Source organism: Collinsella sp. TF07-1 (genome assembly GCF_003437235.1).
Lineage (GTDB): Bacteria > Actinomycetota > Coriobacteriia > Coriobacteriales > Coriobacteriaceae > Collinsella.
Window position 1 is genome coordinate 12,826 of the sequence record NZ_QSRV01000015.1, and the last position, 23,167, is coordinate 35,992.

Genomic DNA, 23,167 nt, shown 5'->3' on the forward strand with positions numbered 1-23,167 from the left:
CTGTAGCACCCTCGCCGTCCTCAACGCGCCACGAGCTGTCGTATCATAGTGAGGTTTAAAAGTATGTGGCTCAAGGCGACCGCGAGGCTTGCCCCGCAAACCGACCGCTGCCGCATACCGCACCGTACGCCCAACCGATCAGGAAGGCAGGAACCAATGGTCTCTCGTATCTACGTGGAGAAGAAACCCGGGTTCGACGTCGAGGCTCAACAGCTCAAGGGCGAGCTGACCGAAATTCTCGGCATCAAGGGCATCGAGGCCCTGAGGATCATCAACCGCTACGACGTCGAGGGCATCGACGAGGAGCTTTTCCGCTCCTGCGTGCCGACCGTCTTTAGCGAGCCCCAGGTCGATGTGACCTACGACGAGCTCCCCGCAAGCGATGGCGCCGTCTTTGCCGTCGAATTCCTGCCTGGCCAGTTTGACCAGCGCGCCGACTCCGCCAGCGAGTGCGTGCAGCTCATCAGCCAGGGCGAGCGCCCCGCCGTGCGCTCCGCCAAGGTCTATATGATCTCGGGCGCCCTGGACGAGGCCGCCATCGATGCCATCAAGCACTACGTGGTGAACCCCGTCGAGGCCCGCATTGCCTCACTCGACCTACCCGAGACGCTGCACATGGAGACTCCCGAGCCTGCGCCCGTCGAGGTGCTTGACGGCTTCCGCGAGCTCGACGAGGCCGGTCTTGCCGCCTTTATCTCCGATCGCGGTCTTGCCATGGACGAGGCGGACATCGCCTTCTGCCAGCAGTACTTCCGCGATGAAGATCGCGACCCCACCATCACCGAGATCCGCGTGATCGACACCTATTGGTCCGACCACTGCCGCCACACCACCTTCGGTACCGTCCTGGATGACGTGACGATCGACGACGCCGTTGTGCAGCAGGCCTTCGACCGCTACATGGAGATGCGCCACGAGCTCGGTCGCGACGCCAAGCCCGTCTGCCTCATGGACATGGGCACCATCGGCGCCAAGTACCTTAAGAAGACCGGCGTCATGACCGATGTCGACGAATCCGAGGAGATCAACGCCTGCACCGTCAAGGTAAAGGTCGATGTCGATGGCGAGGACCAGGACTGGCTGTTCCTGTTTAAAAACGAGACCCACAACCACCCCACCGAGATCGAGCCCTTCGGCGGTGCCGCCACCTGCGTGGGCGGCGCTATCCGCGACCCGCTCTCGGGCCGCAGCTATGTGTATCAGGCCATGCGTGTCACCGGTGCCGGCGACCCCACCGTCCCGGTTTCCGAGACGCTCGAGGGCAAGCTGCCGCAGCGCAAGCTCGTGACCACTGCCGCCGCCGGCTACTCCAGCTACGGCAACCAGATCGGCCTTGCCACCGGTCAGGTCAACGAACTCTATCACCCCGGCTACGTGGCCAAGCGCATGGAGGTCGGTGCCGTCGTGGGCGCTACCCCGGCAAACCACGTGCGTCGCGAGTGCCCCGCCCCCACCGACAAGATCATCCTGCTGGGCGGCCGCACCGGCCGTGACGGCATCGGCGGCGCCACCGGCTCCTCCAAGACCCAGAACACCGAGTCCATCGAGACTTCGGGTGCCGAGGTCCAGAAGGGCAACGCCCCGGTCGAGCGCAAGCTGCAGCGCCTGTTCCGCCGCGGCGACGCCTGTCGCTTGATCAAGCGCTGCAACGACTTTGGCGCCGGCGGCGTCTCGGTCGCCGTGGGCGAGCTTGCCGACGGCCTGTATGTCGACCTCGATACCGTGACCAAGAAGTACGACGGCCTGGACGGCACCGAGCTCGCCATTTCCGAGTCCCAGGAGCGCATGGCCTGCGCCGTCGCCGACGGTGACGTCGAGGAGTTCATGGGCTACGCCGCCGAGGAGAACCTGGAAGCGACCGTAATCGCCGAGGTTACCGCCGAGCCGCGCATGCGCATGGCCTGGAACGGCGTCGCCATCGTCGACCTGTCCCGCGAGTTCCTCAACTCCAACGGTGCGCCCAAGCACCAGGTGGCTCACGTCTGCGCCCGCAGCGTGTGGCAGCCCAGCTGGGCCGGCACCACGCTCGCTGAGCGCATGACCTCGCTCGTCACCGACCTCAACGTCGCCTCCAACAAGGGCCTTTCCGAGCGTTTCGACTCCACTATCGGTGCCGCAACCGTGCTCATGCCCTTTGGCGGCAAGACGCAGCTCACCCCGAGCTCGGCCATGGTTGCCAAGTTCCCCGTGGACGGCGAGACCACCACGGCGAGCGCCATGGCATGGGGCTTCAACCCCTACCTGATGGAGGCCGACCAGTTTGCGGGCGCCTACCTGTCCGTGGTTGAGTCAATCGCCAAGCTCGTGGCCGCCGGCTTTGAGCACAAGCGCGCCTATCTCTCCTTCCAGGAGTACTTCGAGCGCCTGCGCACCGAGGCCGAGCGCTGGGGCAAGCCCACGGCAGCCGTCCTGGGCGCCCTCATGGCCCAAGTCGACCTGGGTGCCGGCGCCATCGGCGGCAAGGACTCCATGAGCGGCTCGTTTGAGGACGAGGCCGGCGAGCTCAACGTTCCGCCGACCCTCATCAGCTTCGCCGTGGCCGTGGGCCGCGCCGCTCGTGCCGTCTCGCCCGAGTTCAAGGGCCTGACGCACCGCGTCGTCCGCATCGCCCCCGCCACCTATGGCGAGGATTACCGTCCCGATGCCCAGCAGCTGCTCGCCGCGTTTGACGCCGTCGAGGCGCTCACCGCCACCGGCGACGCCCTGGCCATCTCCACGCCCGGTTACGGCTGCGGTGCCGAGAGCCTCTTTAAGATGTGCGTCGGCAACCAGATCGGCATCGAGCTTGCCGAGGACGTGGACGTGGAGAGCCTCTTCACGCCGCTCTACGGCAGCTTTATCGTCGAGCTCGCCGAGGATGCCGAGCTGCCCGAGGTCGGCGACGGCGTTGTCGTCGAGCCCCTGGGCACCACCGTCGAGGGCTATGTCATCGACACCGGCTCCGAGGTCATCGAGCTCGCTGGGCTCCAGGAGGCCTGGGAGAGCGGCATCGAGGGCGTCTTTGCCTACCGCAGCACCGGTGAGCAGCCCGAGGTCGAGACCATCGACTATCGCACCAAGGATATCCACGTGTACGGCGGCGCCAAGATCGCCCGCCCGCGCGTGATTATCCCGGTGTTCCCCGGCAACAACTGCGAGTACGACAGCGCCCGCGCCTTCCGCGCCGCCGGTGCCGAGGCCGACACCTTCGTGATCAACAACCTCACGCCCGAGGCCGTCGCCGAGAGCACCCACGAGCTTGCCCGTCGCATCCGTGCAAGCCAGATCGTCATGATCCCCGGCGGCTTCTCGGGCGGCGACGAGCCTGACGGCTCCGCCAAGTTCATCACGGCGTTCTTCCGCGCTCCCGAGGTCACCGAGGCAGTTCGCGACCTGCTCAAGGCCCGCGACGGCCTGATGCTGGGCATCTGCAACGGCTTCCAGGCCCTGGTCAAGCTCGGCCTGGTGCCCTACGGTGACATCGTCGACGCCACGCCCGACGCGCCCACGCTGACGTTCAACACCATCGGTCGCCATCAGAGCCGCCTGGTGCGCACCCGCATCTCGTCCAACCTGTCCCCGTGGCTGTCGCAGTGCAGCCTGGACGACCCCTACACCGTCGCCATCAGCCACGGCGAGGGCCGCTTTGTCGCCAACGACGAGGTGCTCGCCCAGCTGATCGCCAACGGCCAGGTCGCCACGCAGTACGTGGGCGAGGACGGCAAGCCCAGCATGGACCTTTCCGTCAACCCCAACGGCTCTGTACTCGCCATCGAGGGCATCACGAGCCCCGACGGCCGCGTCCTGGGCAAGATGGGCCATGCCGAGCGTCGCGGCGACAACCTGTACCGCAACGTGCCCGAGCATGTCCCCGGCGACAAGTTCATGCCGATCTTTGAGAGCGGCGTAGCCTACTTCGCCTAAAGACGTTCCCATCGGGTACAATCCCCTCGGGTAACAACACCCGCCACCGACACCTCCGGTGGCGGGTTCTTTTTTTGCTTCGCGCATGTAGGAAGGACATCATGGAAAGCCGCAAGCCGTATCTCGCCACCCTGCCCGGACTCATCCTGGGCTGTCTCGTTTGCTGCGCGCTCTGGGGCTCCGCCTTCCCCTGCATCAAGATTGGCTACGCGCTCTTTGGCATTCCCGCGCACGACAGCGCCTCGCAGCTGCTCTTCGCGGGCCTGCGCTTCACGCTTGCCGGTATCCTGGTTATCGCCGGTATGAGTGCGGCCCAGCGCCGCCCGCTCGTTCCGCAGGTGTGCGATATCAAGCCCATCTGCATCCTGTCACTCTTCCAGACTATCGGGCAGTACTTCTTTTTCTACCTGGGACTCTCGCGCGCCAGCGCCATGTCGAGCTCCATCATTGAGGCCAGCGCCAACTTCTTGGCCATCCTCTTTGCCGCCTTGGCGTTTCACACCGAGAAGCTCAATACGACCAAGGTGCTTGGCTGCGTACTGGGCTTTGCCGGTGTCGCGCTCGTCAACCTTTCGGGCGCGGATGGCACCTTTGGCTTTGCGCTCGACGGCGAGGGCTTTATCCTGGCTTCCACCGTCGCGGGTGCCCTTTCGACCTGCTTGATCGGTATCTTCTCGCGCGAGCACGACGGCGTCTTGCTTGCCGGGTGGCAGTTCTTGGTCGGCGGCCTGGTCCTCACCGCCATTGGCTTTTTGATGGGTGGCGCGCTATCCCCCACCAAAATCGTCCCCGCCATCGCGCTCATCATCTACATGGCGCTTATCTCCGCCGTCGCGTACTCGCTGTGGTCTCGTCTGCTCGCCGTCAACCCCGTCAGCCGCGTTTCGGTCTTTGGCTTTATGAACCCGGTCTTTGGCGTAGCGCTGAGCGCGCTGCTGCTCGGCGAGGGCGCGGGCACGAGCCCCGTTACCGTCATCGTTGCCCTGCTCCTGGTCTGCGGCGGCATCATCATTGTCAACAAACCTAAAAAGGCCTAACAAACCAGGCCCTTGCGTATGCCGCACTTGCAGCGGACATTCGCGTGGTCGCTTTTTTCTAGCGTATCTGGACGCCGGCCTTCTTCTTCTCGTGCTTTACGCGGTAGAGCTCCGCATCGGCAGCGCGAAGCAAGTCTTGCCAGGTATCGACGCCATCACCCATCCGTGCGTAGCCGATAGACATCCGCAACAGATACGGTACCTCGGCACGCGCGAGCTCGTCGTTGATCGCCTCGCACAGATGTATGATGTCCTGCTCTGCTGCCGCCTTTTGGAGCACCACGAACTCATCGCCGCCATAGCGTGCGATAAATCCACCAGACGTCGAGCAGACATCTTTGAGTGCGGCGGAGATAACCTGAAGGGCATGGTCGCCCTCCACATGTCCATAGCGATCGTTAATCTGCTTAAAGCCATCAGCGTCCATCATAAGCAGATACACATCGTCCGTATGATCCACATTTGAAAAGAGCGACAGCATATAGGTCTCAAAGCGGTTGCGGTTGTTGAGGCCAGTCAACGGGTCGGTCGAGATGAGCTGCTCCTGGTAGATGATGTAGAGCAGCAGGATGCTAATCATTATGTCGACACAAAGGCCGGGCACCGAGTATACGACCTGAAAGGTGCCGCCCATCAGAGCCGGAATGGCGAAAAATGCCAAGGCTCGATAGATTGCCTTCGTTTGCAGACTCTCGACCCTGCACAATTGCACAAACGCATGCAGGGACGTATGAATAACGTAGCAGTAGCTGACGATGGGCTGGATCATATAGGCAAAGCCGCGACGATACACGCGCTGCGAATCGATATAGAACAGGGCGTGCGTCCAGTAACTGGTAAACGCCAGCACGACCACCAGAGCCGTAGGCAACGCTACAAGCACCACCCTATAGCGCGCGGTCAAAAGATGAGAGCCCTGCACCGTCTCGGAATAGATAAACCAAATGAGGCAAGCGATGGCAAAGAGCGAAAACGAAAACGCGTTGGAAATCCAGTTGGCAGCAATGCCCAACGTGCCGTCCACACCGTCCGAAAGCGTCCAGATCATATGGAATAAAACGTATGCGGCAGAGGTGTAGCCGAGCATGCTAAACAATAGCTGCTGGGTACTCGAGAATAAAGAGCGACGGCTTCGCGCGGCAAGCCCGATAAGAACAATCATGCAGAGCAGGAATATCTCAATCTTGAGTGCCTTAACCACTAGACGCCATCCCTTCAATATCCAAGTGGTCAGAATCGCCCAAATCGTGCCTGGGCAATAAACACCCCCTATTCCGTAGGGGTAAAGGGAATCATAGTAGAGCGTCCGAACATAACTGCAAGACAGCTTTCGTTCGGGCGCTCAAGCGGCGCGAATTGCACGCCGGAATCAATTATCGGTAACGGCCGTTACTCACCGTCGATATCGGTTGCGACAGCCTCCTCGATGGCCTCGACACCGGCAGGCGACAGGTCCTCCTTGCCCTGGCAGAACTTCTTGTCGACCCAACCGGTCAGAATCGGGGCCATGATTGCCGTGATGATGACGGCGGTGGCGATCTGTGCATACGCGGTGGGCGCAAGCTCTGCATAGCGCGGCGCGACCTCGGCAAGGGCGACCGGCGTAGTCATAGCCGTGCCGGCGATGGTGGAGCAAGCCACGGCGGCCTTGCCGTTACCGCCGCACAGGCGCTCGAACGCAAAGGTGATGGGGCCGACGACAAACAGTGTGACAAGGCCCAGCAAGATGCCGGAAATGCCGCCGGTGACAAAGCTCGACAGGCTCATGGATGCACCAAGCTGAAATCCGATGACGGCAATCGCGGGATTGGTGCCGGGAACCAGCAGGTTCTTGATAAACGGAAAGAGGTTGCCCAGGACCATACCGATGACAAGCGGCAGGATGGAGCCGATGATAGTGCCCAGCGGGATGTTAGCAAGACCAGAAACGCCCAGGATGATCATGGTGACGGCGGGGCCGGCCGTAAAGAACAGGATGCCCACGGCGCCCTGCTCGGACTCATCGCCAAACTCGCCCATGATGCCCGTATAGAGCGCCATGTTGCAAAACGTGATGCCGCCGATAATGGAGACCGAGCTCAGGCCCAAAAAGTTATCGTTAAAGAAGTACGCGACGCCCAGGCCCAGCGCGGCTGCCACCACAAGCTTAGGGATCAGCACGACGATGCCGGTCTTGATGGCACCCGGCGTGGACTTAAAGCTGATGCCGGCGCCCACAAAGAGCAGGATTGCGGCGACGATGGTGTTGGAACCGCCACGGCAGGCGGCGGTAAAGAATCCGCCGATCTCAAAGACCTGCGGACAGAAGGTGTTGAGCAAAAGGCCGACAATCATCGGGTAGATCATGATGTCGCCCGGGATGCGCGGGACTTTGAATTTCGTTTGTTCGTTGGCGGTCGCTTTCTGTGCCATGAAACCCCCATTTCCGCTGACACGGAACAAAAGCCCACGTCACGCTTTGCTACAGTAAAGTTTGACCATGGTACCAGAAGAAGCAGACCAGCTCGGTGAGAAATTCGATTCATCGCGCCGGAACGCCAAACGTGCCCCGCTCTTATATGAGGCTCAAAACGATATAGAGTACGATGCCCGAGACGCAGCACCACAGCATCGATTTTGTCTTGACCGCCACGACCACGACGCCGGCGGCCGCAATCCAGGGAACCAAGGCAGGCCAGAGCCCCGCGTCGAACGCGCCGGGACTCACCAAGTCGTTGGCGACCAGCGCGGCAAAGGCGGCGGGCGGGATATAGCCCAGGGCCTCGGTAATGCGGGGCGACAGGGTCCGCCCGCGCAAGGCGAACGCCGGCGCGATGCGAAAGAACGCGATAGCAGCCCACGACGACAGCCACAGAACCAAGAACTCGTTAACGGGCATCGCGGGCACCTCTTCCGTCAAATACAGCATCGCACGCCAGCGCAATGGTAATGCCGACCACGACGCTTGCCGGCACGGCAATATTCACGAGGCCCAAGAACTTGCATACGGCGACGGACACCGCGCCCGAAACCGCCGCGACAACGTTGCCGCGCGACAGCCGCTGCGAAAAGAGCAGGCAGATAAAGAGCGAGGTGCAGACGAAACTCGCAATAGCGGTGGGAACATCGGCAACGGCACCGGCGATGGCACCCATCGTGCACGAAGCGCCCCATGTCGCGATGAGGATCACGTTGAGCACGAAGGATTCGCGCGGGCCCCAATCCTCCCCCTCAACCAGCTTGGCAAGCAAGATGCCGTATGCCTCCTCGGTGAGCGTCGCGGCAACAGCCAGCGTCTGACGCTTCGAGGCGCCCGCCAGATGGGGTGCGATCGATGCCGAATAAAGTGCAAAGCGCGATGAGATGGCGGCGACGCTCGCGATAATCGAAGGTGCCGGTACGCCCGCCAGCCAAAGATTGCAGATCATAAACTGGCCGCTGCCCGTCACAAACGTGCTGCTCAGAGCAAAGACCATCCAGGGCTCCATTCCCGTCTGCCCCATGATCATTCCGCACGGCGCGCCTATCGCAACATAGGTAAGCATCACCGGCCAGACGGTTCTAACGATTTTGAGCACCATACGCTTCTCATCCTGACAAGGTCTCCGAGCCGCATGTAGCGACACGGCAGAATCATCATCCGACAGCAACCGAGTTCACCTACAATTGCCACCGGATCGAAAGACACAACTTTTTAGGAAGTCATTATGACAGCTATCGATCGAGACCGGGCGCGCGCGGCCTTCAAAAGCTACACCGATGCCTACGACGCCACCAATCCACGCATCGCGCTCAAAATCGAGCATACGTACCACGTGGCCGAGGCATGCGATGCCGTAGCGCGCGAGCAGGGCTGGTCGTCAGAAGATATTGACCTGGCATGGCTTTGCGGCCTGCTACACGATATGGGCCGCTTTGAGCAGCTGCGGCGCTGGGACACCTTTAAGGACGCCGAGAGCATGAGCCATGCGGCGCTGGGCATCGAGGTCCTCTTTGGCGAGAATCCCGCCGATGCACCCGCCGTAACGAGCATCCGCGACTTTATCGATGACCCGGCAGAAGATGAGCTCATCCGAGCGAGCATTGCCTATCACAGCGATTTCCGTCTACCCTCGCAGCTCGACGAGCGCACGCGGAGCTTCTGCGATATCGTGCGCGATGGTGACAAGATCGACATTATGCGCACCATCGCCGACAGCACCGTCGATACCATCCTCAAGGTGGATGAGGACACGTTTCTCGCCAGCCACTTCTCGACACCGGCGCTTACCGCCTTTGACGAGCATCGCTGCGTCGCGCGTGACGAGCGCAACGAGCCGGCGGACTACCTGGTGGGGCTCATCTGCTTTATGTTTGAGCTCGTCCATCCGGCAAGCCGTGCACTGGCGCGCGAGCAAGGCGATATCTATCGCCTGCTCGACGCGCCCTTTGGCATTACGCGACCCTTTACCGACCCCGCCGCGCAGGCAACCTGGAGCCGCCTTAAGGACGAGCTGCGCCGCTGGCTGGCAAGCGCTTAGCACTCGAGCTGAGCCAGCAGTTCCTCAACGATCTCAACGGCATCGCCGACGACCTTGTACTGGGCGGCACCGAAGATGGGGGCATCCGGGTCCTCATTGATGGCGACAATGCACTCCGCCCCACCGATGCCGGCGAGATGCTGGATAGCGCCCGAGACACCGATGCTCACGAGGAGCTTGGGCGAGACCGATACACCCGTCTGGCCAATTTGGTGGCGATACTCCAGCCAGCCGGCCTCCACCACGGGGCGCGTGCAGCCAAGCTCGGCACCCAGAGCCTCGGCAAGCTTTCGCATCAGCGGTAGGTTTTTCTTGGAGCCGATGCCGCGGCCCACCACGACTAGACGCTCGGCATCGGCAATTGAGGCCTGCTGTCCCCACTCCTCGGCGGGAATCGAGATCTCGACACGGGCCTTAACGTCATCCGCTAGCACTACCTGGGCAATCGTGCCGGAGCGGCTATAGTCAAACTCGGGCGCCTTAATGATGCCGGGGCGCACCGTTGCCATCTGAGGACGGTGGTTGGGGCAGATAATGGTGGCCATCAGGTTGCCGCCAAACGCCGGGCGCGTCTGCTGCAGCAGACCCGTCTCCGTATCCATCGAAAGCACCGTGCAATCGGCCGTAAGGCCCGTCTGCAAGCGCACGGCCACACCGGGCGCCAGCTCGCGACCAAAGGCGGTCGCGCCGTACAGAATGGCCTCGGGCTTGCGCTCGGCTACCAAATCGCAGATCAAGCGAGCGTAGACCTCCGCGTCGTTCTGACGCAGGCGCTCGTCACGACAGACCAGAACTTCGTCCGCACCGGCGCAAATCAGATGCTCCAGGTCCCCGAGTGAGCCCTCGGGGCTCATGCCGACCAGTGCCACCAGACGGCAGCCGCGGGCATCGGCAAGCTCGCGCCCCTTGCCCATGAGCTCGAAGGCCACGGATGCAACGGCATCGTGCTCGTCAGTCTGCACGAAGATCCAGATGTCTCGATATGCGTCAAGGTCTGCCGCGCCGGCGGCCTCGTCGCGCTCAATCGAGATGGCGTTGACGGGGCAGGCGTCGACGCACCCACCGCACAGGATACAGCCGTCGGTTACGCGGGCACAGCGATTGGGGCGCTCACCCTCCACCACAATGCCGCCCGAGGCGCAGGCGCGAACGCAGCGACCGCAGCCGATACAGGCTTCGCTATCGATAATCAGCCCGCTCATCTATGCCATCCCCTCAATAATCTTGGCAAGTTTTACCGCCTGCTCGGACGCCGTTCCCTCAACGGCCTCGCACGTTTGGTCACGGTCGGGCACAAACGAGCGCACGACCTGCGTCGGTGATCCGGCAAGGCCGCAACGCGAGGGATCGGCGTTTACGTCGGCAGCGCTGGCCACACGCACGTCTGCATCCTCGGCCGCGCGAATACCGGCAATACTCGGCATGCGCAGCTGGCCAATCTCCTTGGCGGTCGTCATCGCACACGGCATCTCCAGGTACACCGTCTCCTCGCCGGCATCGCAGCCGTGAACGAGCGCCAGCGAGCCACACGTCGTAAATCCCGCGCTCTGCACACAGCTCACGTCGGTCACGCAGGGGACCCCAAAGGCGCCGGCCAGCTCGGGGCCGATCTGGGCCGTATCGCCGTCCACTGCCATCTTGCCGCAGATGAGCAGGTCAAAGTCCTCATCGAGTGCCTCGATGCCGCATTTGAGGGCATAGGTGGTGGCTAGGGTATCGGCGCCCGCAAAGGCGCGATCGGTCAGCAGCAGCGCGTCGTCGGCACCGCGGGCGATGCAGTCGCGCAGCAGCGATTCGGTCGCGGGGATGCCCATCGACACCACCGTCACACGCACGTCCATGCCAAAGCCGATAAAGTCGTCCTTCAGCGCTAGCGCACATTCGAGGGCACTTGCATCGAAGGGATTAACGACCGCCTGCTTGCCATCACGCACGATAGTATTGGTCTTGGGGTCCATCTTGACCTCGGTGCTTCCGGGCACCGCCTTGACGCACACCACCATATGGAAATCACTCATCTTCACGCGCCCCCTTTCTGGACGAGTTCATCCAAGAGCTTCTCCGTAAACAGGTTGCCGCGACCCAGCTGGCCGGCAGGATCAAGCTGGAGTTTGAGACGCGCCGACTCGACCATGGCCTCGTGGCCGTACATCGTCTCCAAGAAGCCCGCCTTGATCTTGCCGACGCCGTGTTCGGCAGAAACGGCACCGCCCATGGCCGTGACCTCGGAAGCCCACTGGGCAAAGAGCTCTCCACCACGACGGTAGTCTTGCGCATCGCGCGGCAGGATGTTCACATGCAGATGGTTGTTCCCGATGTGTCCCCAGGCAGCAGACTCAAGCCCGCTTTCGGCCAGCGTGCGGCGATAGAGGGCCACGACATCGGCAAGGCGTGCATTGGGCACCGACATATCCGAGCCCAGCTTGGTAATGGTGGGGTCCGTGCGCCGGCGCTCGTCGATAAGCATATTGACACTCTCGGGCACCGCGTGGCGGAAGAATCGCTGGTACTCGCGATCGACCTCGGTGCGCGCGACCCATGTCGCGTCGTCGTGGCCGCCCGCAAGTTCCAGCACCCATCCCAGGTGGTACAACTCCTCGGTCGCCTGGGCTTCATCATCGCAGTCGAGCTCCACGTAGACGCAGACCTTGGCCTCTTTGTCGAGCGCCGGCAGCGAGGCAAATGCCGTTGACCGCTCGCGCTGGCGACGCAGGATATCCAGGGCGCCCGCATCGAAATACTCGATAGCAGCCGCGTGAGACAGAACGGGGCGCACGGAATCGGTAAAGGACACGGCCTTGTCTTCGCTATCGAAAAAGCAACTCACACCCCATACGACCGAAGGTGCCGCCTGCAGGGCGATCTCGAGCTCGGTAATGACGCCGAGCGTGCCACATGCGCCGATAAACAGATCGATGGCGTCCATATCGTCCGCAACAAAATAGCCCGAAGCATTTTTGGTCTTGGGCATGGTGTAGTCAGGAAGATCGAGCTCAAGCGAACGACCTTCCACCGTCACAAGTGACAGACGACGGCCCTGGGCAAAAGCCTCGCCACGCTGAAGCTCAAGCAAATCGCCATCAGCCAGTGCGACGTGGAGTCCCGTGATATGCGGGCGCATGGGACCGTAGGCGTAGCTGCGGGCACCAGAGGCGTTACATGCCGCCATGCCGCCCAGACAGGCAGACGTCTCGGTGGGATCGGTGGGAAAGAACTGCTCGGGGGCCTCTTGGAACTCCTCGTAGGCCTCAAGCGATGCCTGGTCCCAACCAGCAGTCGGCAGCACCTTCTTGCTCAGCTGCTTGCGCAGCTCCGAGAGCACAACGCCCGGCTCCACGTGCAGCAGAAATTGGCCTTGTTCATCGCGGCGAAGGCCCAAGTAGCGATTCATACGGGAAGTATTGAGGATATGCCCGCCGTGGGGCACGGCACCGGCGGCAAGGCCGGTTCGGGCGCCCTGAACCGTTACCGGGACACGCTCGGCATGGAGCTTTTCCAAAATGGCACGGACCTCGTCTTCCGTTGTCGGAAACGAGATGTTCGAGGCCTCGCCCGATGCGCGAGACTCATCGCGACCATACTCTTCGAACTCGTCGGTGAAGGGTTTGATGGTTGCAGACACGCGAACTCCCCCTTTAGCTAACTACAGTGTTTGCAGGGAGATGTTACCGCATCGTTTCGTCGACGTGTTCGAGACCGTCTCCATAATTGGCGATTTTTACGTTCGTGCAATTCGGCGAGCGGCTTGATTTCCTCGGCAGACGATGCTTTTGACACATATGGCCCCGCCGTCGCCGACCGCGCGATTGTCACTCGAAAAAAGTTGGAGTATTTTTTGCCGCCTTTTACCTGCGGAGACACCAATCCGTCAAGCATTTGGTCAGCAATTGGTCAAGTAGCGGCTGATACCGTCGGCATCGACAGCCAAAACCGATAGAAGTTTTGGCCCCAGAAGCAGGGAGGTTCCCATGGCATATTACTGGCCCCAGTACGGCATCGCCATCGAAGTCGACGACGATCCCCATCTCCTGCCTTTCGACGAAGAGGCATTCCCCGATACGACGGTCTACCACGTTACCACCGATGTGATCTGCGACCCCGAGTCGTTCTCGGCGCTCGCCCACCATATCGCGCATATCCACGACATCGAGCTCCCTCCCGACTTCGAAGAGCTCGTCTACTCGCGCCGCCTGATGCTTCACATGCTCTTTGGAGCGGACCCGTCCACCTTTGCGCGCATCTATACCGCCAAGGATGCCGCATGAGCGCAAAGAAGCCGCCCCGCTTTGCAGACCTGGGTCGTCGCAAGAAGCTCATCGTTGCCTGCTTGGCCATCGTCTGCGCCCTTGTCGCCGTAGGACTATACGCTTGGCAGTCGCAGCCCGTACCCGAAGCGGGCGCCTCAATCACGACGGCCGAGGGCAAAACGCGTCAGGAAATCCAAGATGAGCTCGACGCCATCGTCCGCGACAACATGATGACGATTTCGGTCGCGCCGGTCGCTCAGCTGCAGGAGGACGGCAAGCTGCGCGTCAACGTGCAAAACGTCCAAGACAATAAATTTCCCCAGCGATTCCGCGTCATCCAAAACGACGAGACCATGTACGAATCCGGTGTGGTCGAGACCGGCAAGACAATCGAGACGTGCCCCGCCGGCGACATCAAAGAAGGCGAGGCGTACATCGAGATCCAGGCACTCGATGCAAAGACCCTCGACAGCCACGGCAATCCGACACGTGTCAAGGTACGGGTTGAGCAAGCCGAGAACTAGCCTTCCGGCCGACGCGGCACCGCATGCAATTCACCAGCATTCGTCCAATCATCGCGGGGACGGCCCGCGGCGAATAGAAAGGAACGACCATGGACATCACCAGGAACATGAACGGAGTCAGAGCGCTCGTCGTGGGCACAGGGCTCGCGCTCGCGCTCGCAATGGGCGCCGCCCCGACGCCAGCTATGGCAGCCGGGCGCGTTGGAACCACGAAAGTAATGGTCAGGACCGAGATCGACAACGTTGAGTTCAAAGTTCCGACGGTTATTCCCTTCGTCGCCAAGGCCGACGGCACGCTTCAGGGCCCCTCAGAAGACGCGACCACCATCGACAATCATTCGGCCTACGGCATCCATGTCACCAACATGAAGATCGACGCCATGAACACCTGGACCATTGCCGCCGACGCCAAGGCCGGAACCGCGCAGAACTCCATCGACTTTAAGGTCGGCCCCGACGGCGCACTCCAGAACGCCAGCGCCGCAATGCAGGGGACGGGCCTCGATCTTTCCAAGAATGCAGCCTTCGACATGGGTTACCAGGGCATTGCCGACGACGCGGACAAAATTAAGCTCAAGACAAGCGGAAACGTCGCCCGCGTCACGCGCGACATCTTCCGCGTAACCGGCGAAGGCGATCAGGTTGCAACGATCACCTGGACGGTCGAGCCCGGTGCGCACACGGCATAAGGCTATCGCCCTGGCCGCCGCCGTCAGCATCCTAGCGTTTGGGCCAGCCATGGCCTTTGCCCAGCAAGAACAGGCGCAGGCCGCCACGCAAGTGACGATCGACCTCTCGGAGCTCGACCGCGGCGACCGCGAGGAACCGTTGGCGCAGACAGGCGACAGACGATGGCTCTTGGCAGTAGGTGCCACAGCAGCAGGCGCGGGGACCGCCGGCCTCGGTCTGCACATCAAACACAGCCAGAAACAAAACACGGACAGGCCGCACTAAATTAGCTAAGGAGACCCCATGGCATCGAAGAACCTTTTGCCCGTCGTCGCACTCTGCGGCGCGCTCGCAACCGGAACGCTTGTCGCCGCTTGGGCGACTCCCGTCATGGCAGACTCCTTACCAGCAGCCCTAAGTTCCGCCCCAAATCCGTCGAGCGCCATTGCGTGCAAGCGTTTTTCGATCGCACAGGCCGCGATCTCAACCTCGGGATGCCTTCGTCGTAATACGGACGGCTCGATAGTCGTGGATATCAATCGTTCGAACAAGGCAAACGGCTCCCAGGCGGGGTGCGCCGTCTGCACGTGGCGCTCGGTTGTGCTCGATGCAGATGGCGATCCATGCAATTTAGAGCTGCGCATCGACATCGCTTCGGTCGATGACTCGGCGAACGGAGCGAAGGTCGCCTTCGACGGTGCGTTTTTCGAGAAAGGAGGCGGTATATGTCTGGGCTGCGCCGCCGCGAATGCAGACGACACGCAGCCCACTCTCTCTCATTCACGGCATCGTTGCGGCTGGCCAAAGCCGGCACCGATGCCATCGCGGCGGGAGAAACGTCCCTGCTGTTCTACGCCGCCAGCACCAAAGACACAGACGCTCATTTCGAGAAGCCAGCCGGATCACTCAGCCTTACACGAGGGATAGAGGCAGGCCCTATTGAAATCGATGCCCACGCGCAAAGCAGGCAACGCATTCTTGCCGACCCGGCGCTTCTCGAAATGGAGTGGAACGGATCCGGAGCCATCGGAATTCTTCCCTCCGCGCTTGACGCCAAGACGCTCCCCTCAAACGACGAATCCATCAACGCAACCATACAAGAAGAGAGCGCAGACAAAGAAGCAGGTGCGGGCGACACGCCGTCGCCGACAAACAGCATCCCAGCTTCTCTCGAAGCACCGAATGAGCCCGCTAACGATCCAAACGATTCCGAGCTCGCAGACAGTCTGGGGCTTGCTGATCCTCAAGAGATCGATGAAGGCAACTGCTGCGTGCTTGCCGCGCTCGACCACACAGAGGTCATCGACGCTGCGAGCATCGAAGTTGCCACCGCCAATCAGCCCGTCCGCAAGTCGGCCATCATCGCATTTCCCGAATCCATCGAAGTCGTCTTTTTGCCATCGGGCGAGGTCGTGGCCCCAACACTGCTCACCCTGTTGGGCGCCAAGAATACTCGAAACGAAATTAAAAAGGTCACGGTTGTCGACCCTGCAACCACCGCTAAACTGCGTCTATACGCCGTTGCCCCAGACGGAGGCAAGACCTTGGAATTCGATGGCGACACACTCCTAGCCTGGCGACGTCTGGACATTATGCAAGACGTCTCGTATCAGATCGAACTCGAAGGGTTTGATCGTGCCCGCGATGCCAATATCATCGCCGCGGCTATTGAATCCCCACAGCGGCTTATGACACTGCGCTTTGACTACTATCCCTATGTCCCGACAACCACCTGAGGCTTAAATGCTGCGCATCATTCCTAATACCACTTATATAACGTATTAGATGAGTCGCGATGTGCCTCGCATTTCGTTCTGCTACGATTGCCACGTTGGCATCAATACAGGAGGGCTCATGCCGGGCTTGGGAACACTCATCAACGTTGTGCTTTTAGTTGCGGGCGGTCTTTTGGGATTAGCGGGCGGCCGCTTCATTACACCGCGCATCCAAGACACGCTCATGAAAGCATCGGGGCTGTGCGTCCTGTTTATCGGCCTGGGCGGCACCATGCAAAAGATGCTCATCATCGATGGAAAGGCGCTGGCGACCACCGGTACCACCATGCTCATTGTCTCGTTCGCCCTCGGCTCGCTCATCGGCGAGGCCATCAACTTGGAGTCCGCCATTGAAAACCTTGGCGAATGGCTCAAGCGCAAAACCGGCAGCGAGGGCGATAACGAGTTCACCAACGCTTTTGTCTCGACTTCACTCACCGTGTGTATCGGCGCCATGGCCATTGTGGGATCGATCGAGGACGGTCTGCTCGGTGACTGGTCAACGCTTGCCCTCAAGGGCGCACTGGACTGCATCATCGTCTGCACCATGACGGCGTCCCTTGGCCGCGGCTGCATTTTCTCCGCCCTGCCCGTCGCCGTGTTCCAGGGGACGATCACGCTGTTTGCCGGCGCACTCTCCCCCATCATGACCACGGCCGCCCTCGACAGCCTTTCGCTCGTAGGCTCCATGCTCATCTTCTGCGTCGGCGTCAACCTCATCCGTCCTCAGACCTTCCGCACGGCCAATATGCTCCCCTCCGTCGTCATCGCCGTCATCTACGCCCTCCTGTTCTAAATCTATCTACGCAGCAGTATCTCGAACACCTGTTTGATGCTGTGCTATGATATGAGGTCACCGAAGCTGCGTTAGGAGAGGAGAAGCGGTGGCCGACCAGGACATCAAGATGCTCATCGAGCGCATTATGGCCGAGGCCCGGACCCATCAGTCCGCCCGCTTCTCAAACGAAATCTACGCAGACGAGCCGATTCTCAAAACCGGCCGACAGATGCAGAATTTCCTCCCCGACCAGTACCGTAAAATGCGCGAGATATCGCGCTGGCAGGATGACCCCAAAGGCGGCGCAGGTCGCTGGCTTTCGGAAGCCGAGCTTTTCTACCGCCAAGGCCTGCTGATGGCCGACTTTGAGGACGACTACCCCTACAACGGCACCTTTAAGTCGTACTTTCCCACCTACAACGCCATGAGCGATCGACAGCTGCGCGGCTACTTTACCTGGCGTGCCCAAGTGCGTCGCGGAACCGTCGAGGAAACGTCTACGTCCTTTGCCTTTCTGTATCTCTATGAGCTGATTTGCGGCATTGGCGTAGATAATCCGCTCGATGGTTTTAACAAGATCAAGGCCTTTTGGGATGTCTATCGCGCCTTCGAGCCCGGCATCGACCGATTTGCACGCGTGTGGCTGCAAGATTACGCCGTATTCCACGGGCTCGACCCCAAGCTGCTTTGCGACTCCAAGACCGTCATGTTCGATAATGCCCTTATCGAGCTACGGCGCGCGGCACGAGACCTTGCACCAGCACCGACGCCATCGGACCAGGCGCCCAAGCGTCACAAGGCCTCCGAGCCCACGCTCCCCCTTCCGCCCGACGAGGCGCGCGAGGAACGACTCATGGCCGCCATCAATGCCCTCTCCACGTACAACCTAAGTAACTCGCGGCTCGACCGCAGCCACCACCGCGATCTGCGCCACGTGGCATGCGCCGTGTATGTCCGCATGGCGCGCTACTATGACACGCACCGAAAGACCGGCATCGTGGCGAGTTTATTTGGGGAGGAGACGGCCATGCCCTACACCATGTTTGCGTCGGCCGTATTCTTTGCGCCCGAGCGCCACGAGGACTGCGAATACCGTCTGGACCCTATTCATATCTACCGCTGCCAAAACGGCTTTTGGGAATGCATGCGTATCCACGGTAGCAGGCAAAAGAGCAGCAAGCTCGGTGAAATGATGCGCGCCTGCGACCAACGCCTGCGCCTGGCGCTGGACCCCGCCCATCCCCTTAAGGAAGAAAAGGTCCCCAAATATCTGGCCAAGATTATCGATGACGAGATTGTGGCATGGCTTTCGTGGGACGCCGCACACCAGCCCGTCAAGATCGATATCGATCTGAGTCAGCTGGGGCACATTCGGAGCGCCGCCGCGCAAACGCGCGAGGCGCTTTTGATCGACGAGGAGCGCGAGGACGGCACGCTTGCGGATGCCGAGGTGACAGTTGCCGAACGACGGGAAGCCAAGCCCGTGGCCGGCACGATCGCCGAACCAGTCGCGACGACCATGCAGCAGGACGAGGCTAGCGAGCCGACCATCTCCACCGAGCAGTTTGGCGTCGTGGCCCCGCTCCTCGCACCAGCACCCACGTCCGCTGACACCGCGTCCGCACTCGATCCCGCCGCAGACGCCTATCTTCGAGCACTACTCGAGCAAAACGCAGCGCAGACGGCATCGGCGGTGGCGCAGTCGGGCAAGAGTGAGGACATGCTTGTCGATACCATCAACGAGGCGCTCTTTGACCTGGTGGGAGACACCGTAATTGAATTTGGCGCGGCAGGGCCGCAGATTATCGAGGACTACGAAGCAGACGTGAGAGGATACCTAGACCATGAGTGATACCGCATCCGCAGCACCCCGCGTGCCCAAGCGCGTCGCCGCCGTCATTCTCAACTCGCTCAAGGGCGGCGTGGTCCCGCGCATCGGCCTTCCTTACATCACCGTAGGGCGCGAGGTCGAGATCCGCGCCCTGCTCACCGATCTGAGTCTCATCGCCGACGGTGGCGCGAGCTTCCGCTTTTTAGTCGGTCGTTACGGTGCCGGCAAGAGCTTTTTGCTCCAGACCATCCGCACGCACGCCATGGGCGAGGGATTCGTCGTCGCTGATGCCGACCTGTCGCCCGAGCGCCGCCTGCAGGGCGGTCAGGGACAGGGTCTTGCCACCTACCGCGAGCTCATCCGCAATATATCGACCAAGACGCGCCCCGAGGGCGGTGCGCTCAACCTTATCCTGGATCGCTGGGTCGCCTCGTGTGCCGATACCGACGAGCCTGCCGTCAATGCCCAACTGGCGCCGCTCGAGGAAATGGTCCACGGCTTCGACTTCACCCGCATGCTCCGCCGCTACCGCGCGGCCGTATCCGAGGGCGACGAAGAAGCTATGAGCCGCGTGACCAAATGGATTCGTGGCGAGTACCGCACCAAGAGTGAGGCGCGCGCCGAGCTGGGCTCCTCGACCATCATCAGCGATGACGACTGGTACGACTACGTTAAGCTCATTGCGCGCTTTTTGGTCTGCAGCGGCTACAAGGGCATGCTGGTGCTCATCGACGAGCTCGTGAATCTGTATAAGATTCCCAACGCCATCACACGCCAATACAACTACGAGAAGATCCTGACCATGTACAACGACACGCTCCAGGGCAAAGCGCAGTACCTGGGCATGATCATGGGCGGCACGCCAACCTCCATCGAAGACCGCCGCCGTGGCGTGTTCTCCTACGAGGCCCTGCGTAGCCGACTCGCTCAAGGCCGCTTTGCACGCGAGGATCTTAAGGACATGCTCGCGCCCATCATCCGCCTGCAGCCACTCACCTACGAGGAGTTGCTGGTGCTGATCGAAAAACTCATGCAGATCCATGCTGGCTACTTTGGCTGGACGCCCACGCTTACCGAGAACGACTTGGTAGACTTCCTCAAGATTGAGTTTGGCCGCGTGGGAGCCGATACGCACTTGACGCCGCGTGAGGTCATCCGTGACTTTATCGAGCTGCTCGATATCCTGTGTCAGAATCCCGATGCAAACGTGGCTGAGTTGCTGCAAAGCGTCGGCGGCGTCACGCTGGCGCCGCCAGCCGCAACAGGCGACACCGGCACCGCAGACGGCAACCGCAACTTCGCCGAATTCACCATCTAACCCGCCAAAAAGGGACAGGTTTATTTTGGTAGGTTTTATCTGGGCGAACGTTGAAGCAGTAATGCAGCAAGCCACTGCTCGCCGCGTTGAGAGATTCGCTTTTGAAAGGAGGCCCCGTGAACGCCTTTGACCGCTACGCCCCGTTTATCCAAGACTTCATCTACTCCCACGATTGGGAGAGCTTGCGCTCCATTCAGGTTGCGGCAGCAGATGCCATCTTTAACACACAAGACAATGTGCTCCTGACGGCATCCACGGCATCCGGCAAAACCGAAGCGGCCTTCTTTCCCATCCTGACCGAGTTTTGGGAGAACCCGCCCGCAAGCGTGGGCGCCCTCTACATCGGCCCCCTCAAGGCACTCATCAATGATCAGTTCGTCCGCCTCAATGACCTGTGCGAAGAAGCCGACATCCCCGTCTGGCACTGGCATGGCGACGTCTCGCAGTCGCACAAGGCCAAACTCATCAAAAAGCCGAGCGGCATCTTGCAGATTACACCCGAGTCGCTCGAGGCGCTCTTGATCCATAAGCACATGGCGATCCCGCGCATGTTCTGCGACCTGCGCTACGTGGTTATCGACGAGGTCCATTCGCTCATGCGCGGCGACCGTGGCGGGCAAACACTCTGCCTTATCGAGCGACTCTCGCGCATGGCCGGCGTGCAGCCTCGCCGCATTGGCCTTTCGGCCACCATCGGCGACCCCGAGCGCACGGGCGCTTTTCTCTCACAGGGAACGGGGCGCGACTGCGTTATCCCCCGCTTTGAGGAACCGCGCCGCATGTGGCGCATCTCCATGGAGCACTTCTACAACTCTGGCCCCCAGGCTCAGCAACGAGGATTCGTAGGCACGGGTCCACAAGAAGCCGAGGTGCTTACTTGCGAGCGTATTGAGACGGCGGCGCCCGCGGCGCTGCCCGCATCCGGACAAGACATGTGCCACAGCGGACAGCTTGCACAGGAAGAACGCCGTCAACGTCGCGAGCAGGCGCGGGGCAAGGCCGCTCCCAAAGACCGTCGCACTTCCTCGGCCCCCGAGGGCGAAGTCGACATCCCACGAGCAACCGAGCAGGCGCTTCTCAACCCCACCGACACGGCACCCGACAACGCCGACCCCGGTATGGGCTATATCTTTGAGCATACGCGCGGGCGCAAGTGCCTGGTCTTTGCCAACTCGCGCGAGGAGGCAGAGGCCGTGTGCTCCATGCTGCGCAGCTACTGCGAAAGTCGACACGAGCCCGACCGCTTCCTTATCCACCACGGCAACCTTTCGGCATCGCTGCGCGAGACGGCCGAGGAGCTCATGCGCGACGAGGAGCAGGCGCAGACAACCGTCACCACCTCCACGCTGGAGCTCGGTATCGATATCGGCCGCCTGGAGCGCGCCTTCCAGATTGACGCGCCGTTTACCGTCAGCTCCTTTTTGCAGCGCATGGGGCGCACAGGCCGTCGCGATCTTCCGCCCGAGATGTGGTTTGTCATGCGCGAGGAAGAGCCCGAGCCGCGCACGATGATGCCCGAAACCATTCCCTGGAAGCTCCTGCAGGGTATCGCGCTCGTACAACTCTATCGCGAGGAAAAGTGGGTCGAGCCACCCGAGCTCGATCGTCTCCCCTACAGCCTGCTCTATCACCAGACTATGTCGACCCTCGCCAGCACCGGCGAGCTCACGCCGGCCGAACTTGCCCAGCGCGTGCTCACGCTCAGCTATTTCCACCGTGTCTCGGCAGACGATTACCGTGTGCTGCTACGTCACCTCATTAAGATCGACCATATCCAGGTCACCGAAGGTGGCGGGCTCATCGTGGGTCTCGCGGGCGAGCGCATCATCAACAACTTTAAGTTCTACGCCGTGTTCCAGGAAAACGAGGAGTTTACCGTCCGGAGCGAATCGGCCGAGCTGGGCACGATCGTTAATCCGCCCCCGCCCGGTGAGCGCATCGCCATCGCCGGACACTGCTGGATTGTCGAGGAAGTGGACTGGAAGCGCCACACTGTCTTTGCCACGCAGGTCAAGGGCCGGGTGCCGGCCTACTTTGGCGACTGCCCCGGCGACATTAACACGCATGTGCTCGAGCGTATGCGCCAAGCGCTCACTGAGCACGCAGCATATCCGTACCTTATGGGTAACGCACGGGCTCGCTTGGCGCAGGCTCGTCATACCGCCGAGATTTCGGGCGCGGGAACTAAGCCGCTCATCAATCTGGGTGGCGACACCTGGGTGCTCTTCCCCTGGTTGGGCAGCTACGCCTTCCTAGCACTCGAGCGCATGCTTAAAATCAAATGCGCCGCTGAGCTGGGCCTTCGCGGACTCGACCCGTCACGCCCGTACTTTATGCAGTTTAAGATGAAGGCCGACGAGGAGACGTTCTTTGAGGTGCTCGCCGCCGAGGCCGAAAAGGACTTCGATCCCATCGAGCTCGTCTATCCTGGCGAGGTGCCTTACTTTGACCGCTACGACGAGTTTGTTCCCGAAGAGCTCGTGCGCAAGGGCTTTGCCGAAGGCGTGCTCGACATAGAGGGCATGAAGCAGCGTGTCCGCAGCTGGCGCGACCACGCCTGAGACCAGTCTTTCTGGGACGGGGCTT

The 23,167-nt window shown here is 61.3% G+C and carries 19 protein-coding genes; 12 read left to right on the plus strand and 7 right to left on the minus strand.

All coding sequences use genetic code 11. The annotated features are described in order from the left end of the window. Positions 1 to 156: 156 nt before the first annotated feature. Complete coding sequence (locus DXC67_RS06765; protein WP_117637824.1) at positions 157 to 3,903, plus strand: phosphoribosylformylglycinamidine synthase; 3,747 nt, start codon at positions 157 to 159, stop codon at positions 3,901 to 3,903. A 101-nt stretch (positions 3,904 to 4,004) separates the two neighbouring features. Then, positions 4,005 to 4,940 (plus strand): DMT family transporter, encoded by a 936-nt coding sequence (locus tag DXC67_RS06770; protein ID WP_117637825.1) that lies wholly within the window; start codon positions 4,005 to 4,007, stop codon positions 4,938 to 4,940. Positions 4,941 to 4,998: 58 nt separating this feature from the next. On the opposite strand, the gene DXC67_RS06775 is transcribed toward DXC67_RS06770, so the two are convergent. From DXC67_RS06775 to DXC67_RS06790, 4 genes are all read right to left on the minus strand, one after another. Next, positions 4,999 to 6,141, minus strand: a complete 1,143-nt coding sequence (locus DXC67_RS06775; RefSeq protein WP_117637826.1) for a diguanylate cyclase — start codon at positions 6,139 to 6,141, stop codon at positions 4,999 to 5,001. A gap of 188 nt (positions 6,142 to 6,329) precedes the next feature. Then, a complete protein-coding gene (locus DXC67_RS06780) occupies positions 6,330 to 7,352 on the minus strand; it encodes a 2-keto-3-deoxygluconate permease (RefSeq protein WP_117637827.1) in 1,023 nt (340 codons plus the stop codon). Between the two features lie 142 nt (positions 7,353 to 7,494). Beyond that, complete coding sequence (locus DXC67_RS06785; protein WP_035137063.1) at positions 7,495 to 7,818, minus strand: AzlD domain-containing protein; 324 nt, start codon at positions 7,816 to 7,818, stop codon at positions 7,495 to 7,497. Next, complete coding sequence (locus tag DXC67_RS06790) at positions 7,808 to 8,500, minus strand: AzlC family ABC transporter permease (protein ID WP_117637828.1); 693 nt, start codon at positions 8,498 to 8,500, stop codon at positions 7,808 to 7,810. Before DXC67_RS06790 ends, DXC67_RS06785 begins: the two co-directional genes overlap by 11 nt. 126 nt (positions 8,501 to 8,626) lie before the next feature. On the opposite strand from DXC67_RS06790, the gene DXC67_RS06795 reads away from it, so the two are divergent. Further along, positions 8,627 to 9,439: an HD domain-containing protein gene (locus DXC67_RS06795; RefSeq protein ID WP_117637829.1), complete on the plus strand. Its 813-nt coding sequence runs from the start codon at positions 8,627 to 8,629 to the stop codon at positions 9,437 to 9,439. On the opposite strand, the gene DXC67_RS06800 is transcribed toward DXC67_RS06795, so the two are convergent. The 3 genes from DXC67_RS06800 to DXC67_RS06810 are packed head-to-tail and all read right to left on the minus strand — an operon-like array spanning position 9,436 to position 13,061. Further along, entirely contained in the window at positions 9,436 to 10,641 is a 1,206-nt protein-coding gene (locus DXC67_RS06800; protein WP_117637830.1) for an electron transfer flavoprotein subunit alpha, read from the minus strand. The genes DXC67_RS06795 and DXC67_RS06800 overlap by 4 nt on opposite strands. Further along, complete coding sequence (locus DXC67_RS06805) at positions 10,642 to 11,457, minus strand: electron transfer flavoprotein subunit beta/FixA family protein (RefSeq protein ID WP_117563500.1); 816 nt, start codon at positions 11,455 to 11,457, stop codon at positions 10,642 to 10,644. It abuts the gene before it with no gap. A 2-nt stretch (positions 11,458 to 11,459) separates the two neighbouring features. Continuing rightward, positions 11,460 to 13,061 carry an FAD-binding oxidoreductase gene (locus DXC67_RS06810; protein WP_117637831.1) on the minus strand — a complete coding sequence of 534 codons (1,602 nt, stop codon included), beginning with the start codon at positions 13,059 to 13,061 and terminating at the stop codon, positions 11,460 to 11,462. 346 nt (positions 13,062 to 13,407) lie between these two features. On the opposite strand from DXC67_RS06810, the gene DXC67_RS06815 reads away from it, so the two are divergent. The 9 genes from DXC67_RS06815 to DXC67_RS06860 all read left to right on the plus strand — a co-directional run bounded on the left by DXC67_RS06815 (position 13,408) and on the right by DXC67_RS06860 (position 23,142). Further along, entirely contained in the window at positions 13,408 to 13,704 is a 297-nt protein-coding gene (locus DXC67_RS06815; protein ID WP_022095045.1) for a hypothetical protein, read from the plus strand. Beyond that, positions 13,701 to 14,210, plus strand: a complete 510-nt coding sequence (locus DXC67_RS06820) for a hypothetical protein (RefSeq protein ID WP_117637832.1) — start codon at positions 13,701 to 13,703, stop codon at positions 14,208 to 14,210. Before DXC67_RS06815 ends, DXC67_RS06820 begins: the two co-directional genes overlap by 4 nt. Positions 14,211 to 14,299: 89 nt before the next feature. Continuing rightward, positions 14,300 to 14,899, plus strand: coding sequence for a hypothetical protein (locus DXC67_RS06825; protein WP_117637833.1), 600 nt, complete (start codon positions 14,300 to 14,302; stop codon positions 14,897 to 14,899). Positions 14,900 to 14,948: 49 nt separating this feature from the next. Continuing rightward, a complete protein-coding gene (locus tag DXC67_RS10510) occupies positions 14,949 to 15,164 on the plus strand; it encodes a hypothetical protein (RefSeq protein ID WP_147327763.1) in 216 nt (71 codons plus the stop codon). A 440-nt stretch (positions 15,165 to 15,604) separates the two neighbouring features. Next, positions 15,605 to 16,615: a hypothetical protein gene (locus tag DXC67_RS06840; protein ID WP_117637836.1), complete on the plus strand. Its 1,011-nt coding sequence runs from the start codon at positions 15,605 to 15,607 to the stop codon at positions 16,613 to 16,615. Positions 16,616 to 16,676: 61 nt separating this feature from the next. Then, entirely contained in the window at positions 16,677 to 17,450 is a 774-nt protein-coding gene (locus tag DXC67_RS06845; protein WP_233503194.1) for a DUF554 domain-containing protein, read from the plus strand. Between the two features lie 88 nt (positions 17,451 to 17,538). Further along, a complete protein-coding gene (locus tag DXC67_RS06850) occupies positions 17,539 to 19,284 on the plus strand; it encodes a TerB N-terminal domain-containing protein (protein WP_233503195.1) in 1,746 nt (581 codons plus the stop codon). Further along, positions 19,277 to 20,581, plus strand: coding sequence for an ATP-binding protein (locus tag DXC67_RS06855; protein WP_117637837.1), 1,305 nt, complete (start codon positions 19,277 to 19,279; stop codon positions 20,579 to 20,581). The genes DXC67_RS06850 and DXC67_RS06855 overlap by 8 nt, the downstream gene beginning before the upstream one ends. Positions 20,582 to 20,697: 116 nt before the next feature. After that, positions 20,698 to 23,142, plus strand: coding sequence for a DEAD/DEAH box helicase (locus tag DXC67_RS06860; RefSeq protein ID WP_117637838.1), 2,445 nt, complete (start codon positions 20,698 to 20,700; stop codon positions 23,140 to 23,142). Positions 23,143 to 23,167 lie beyond the last annotated feature (25 nt).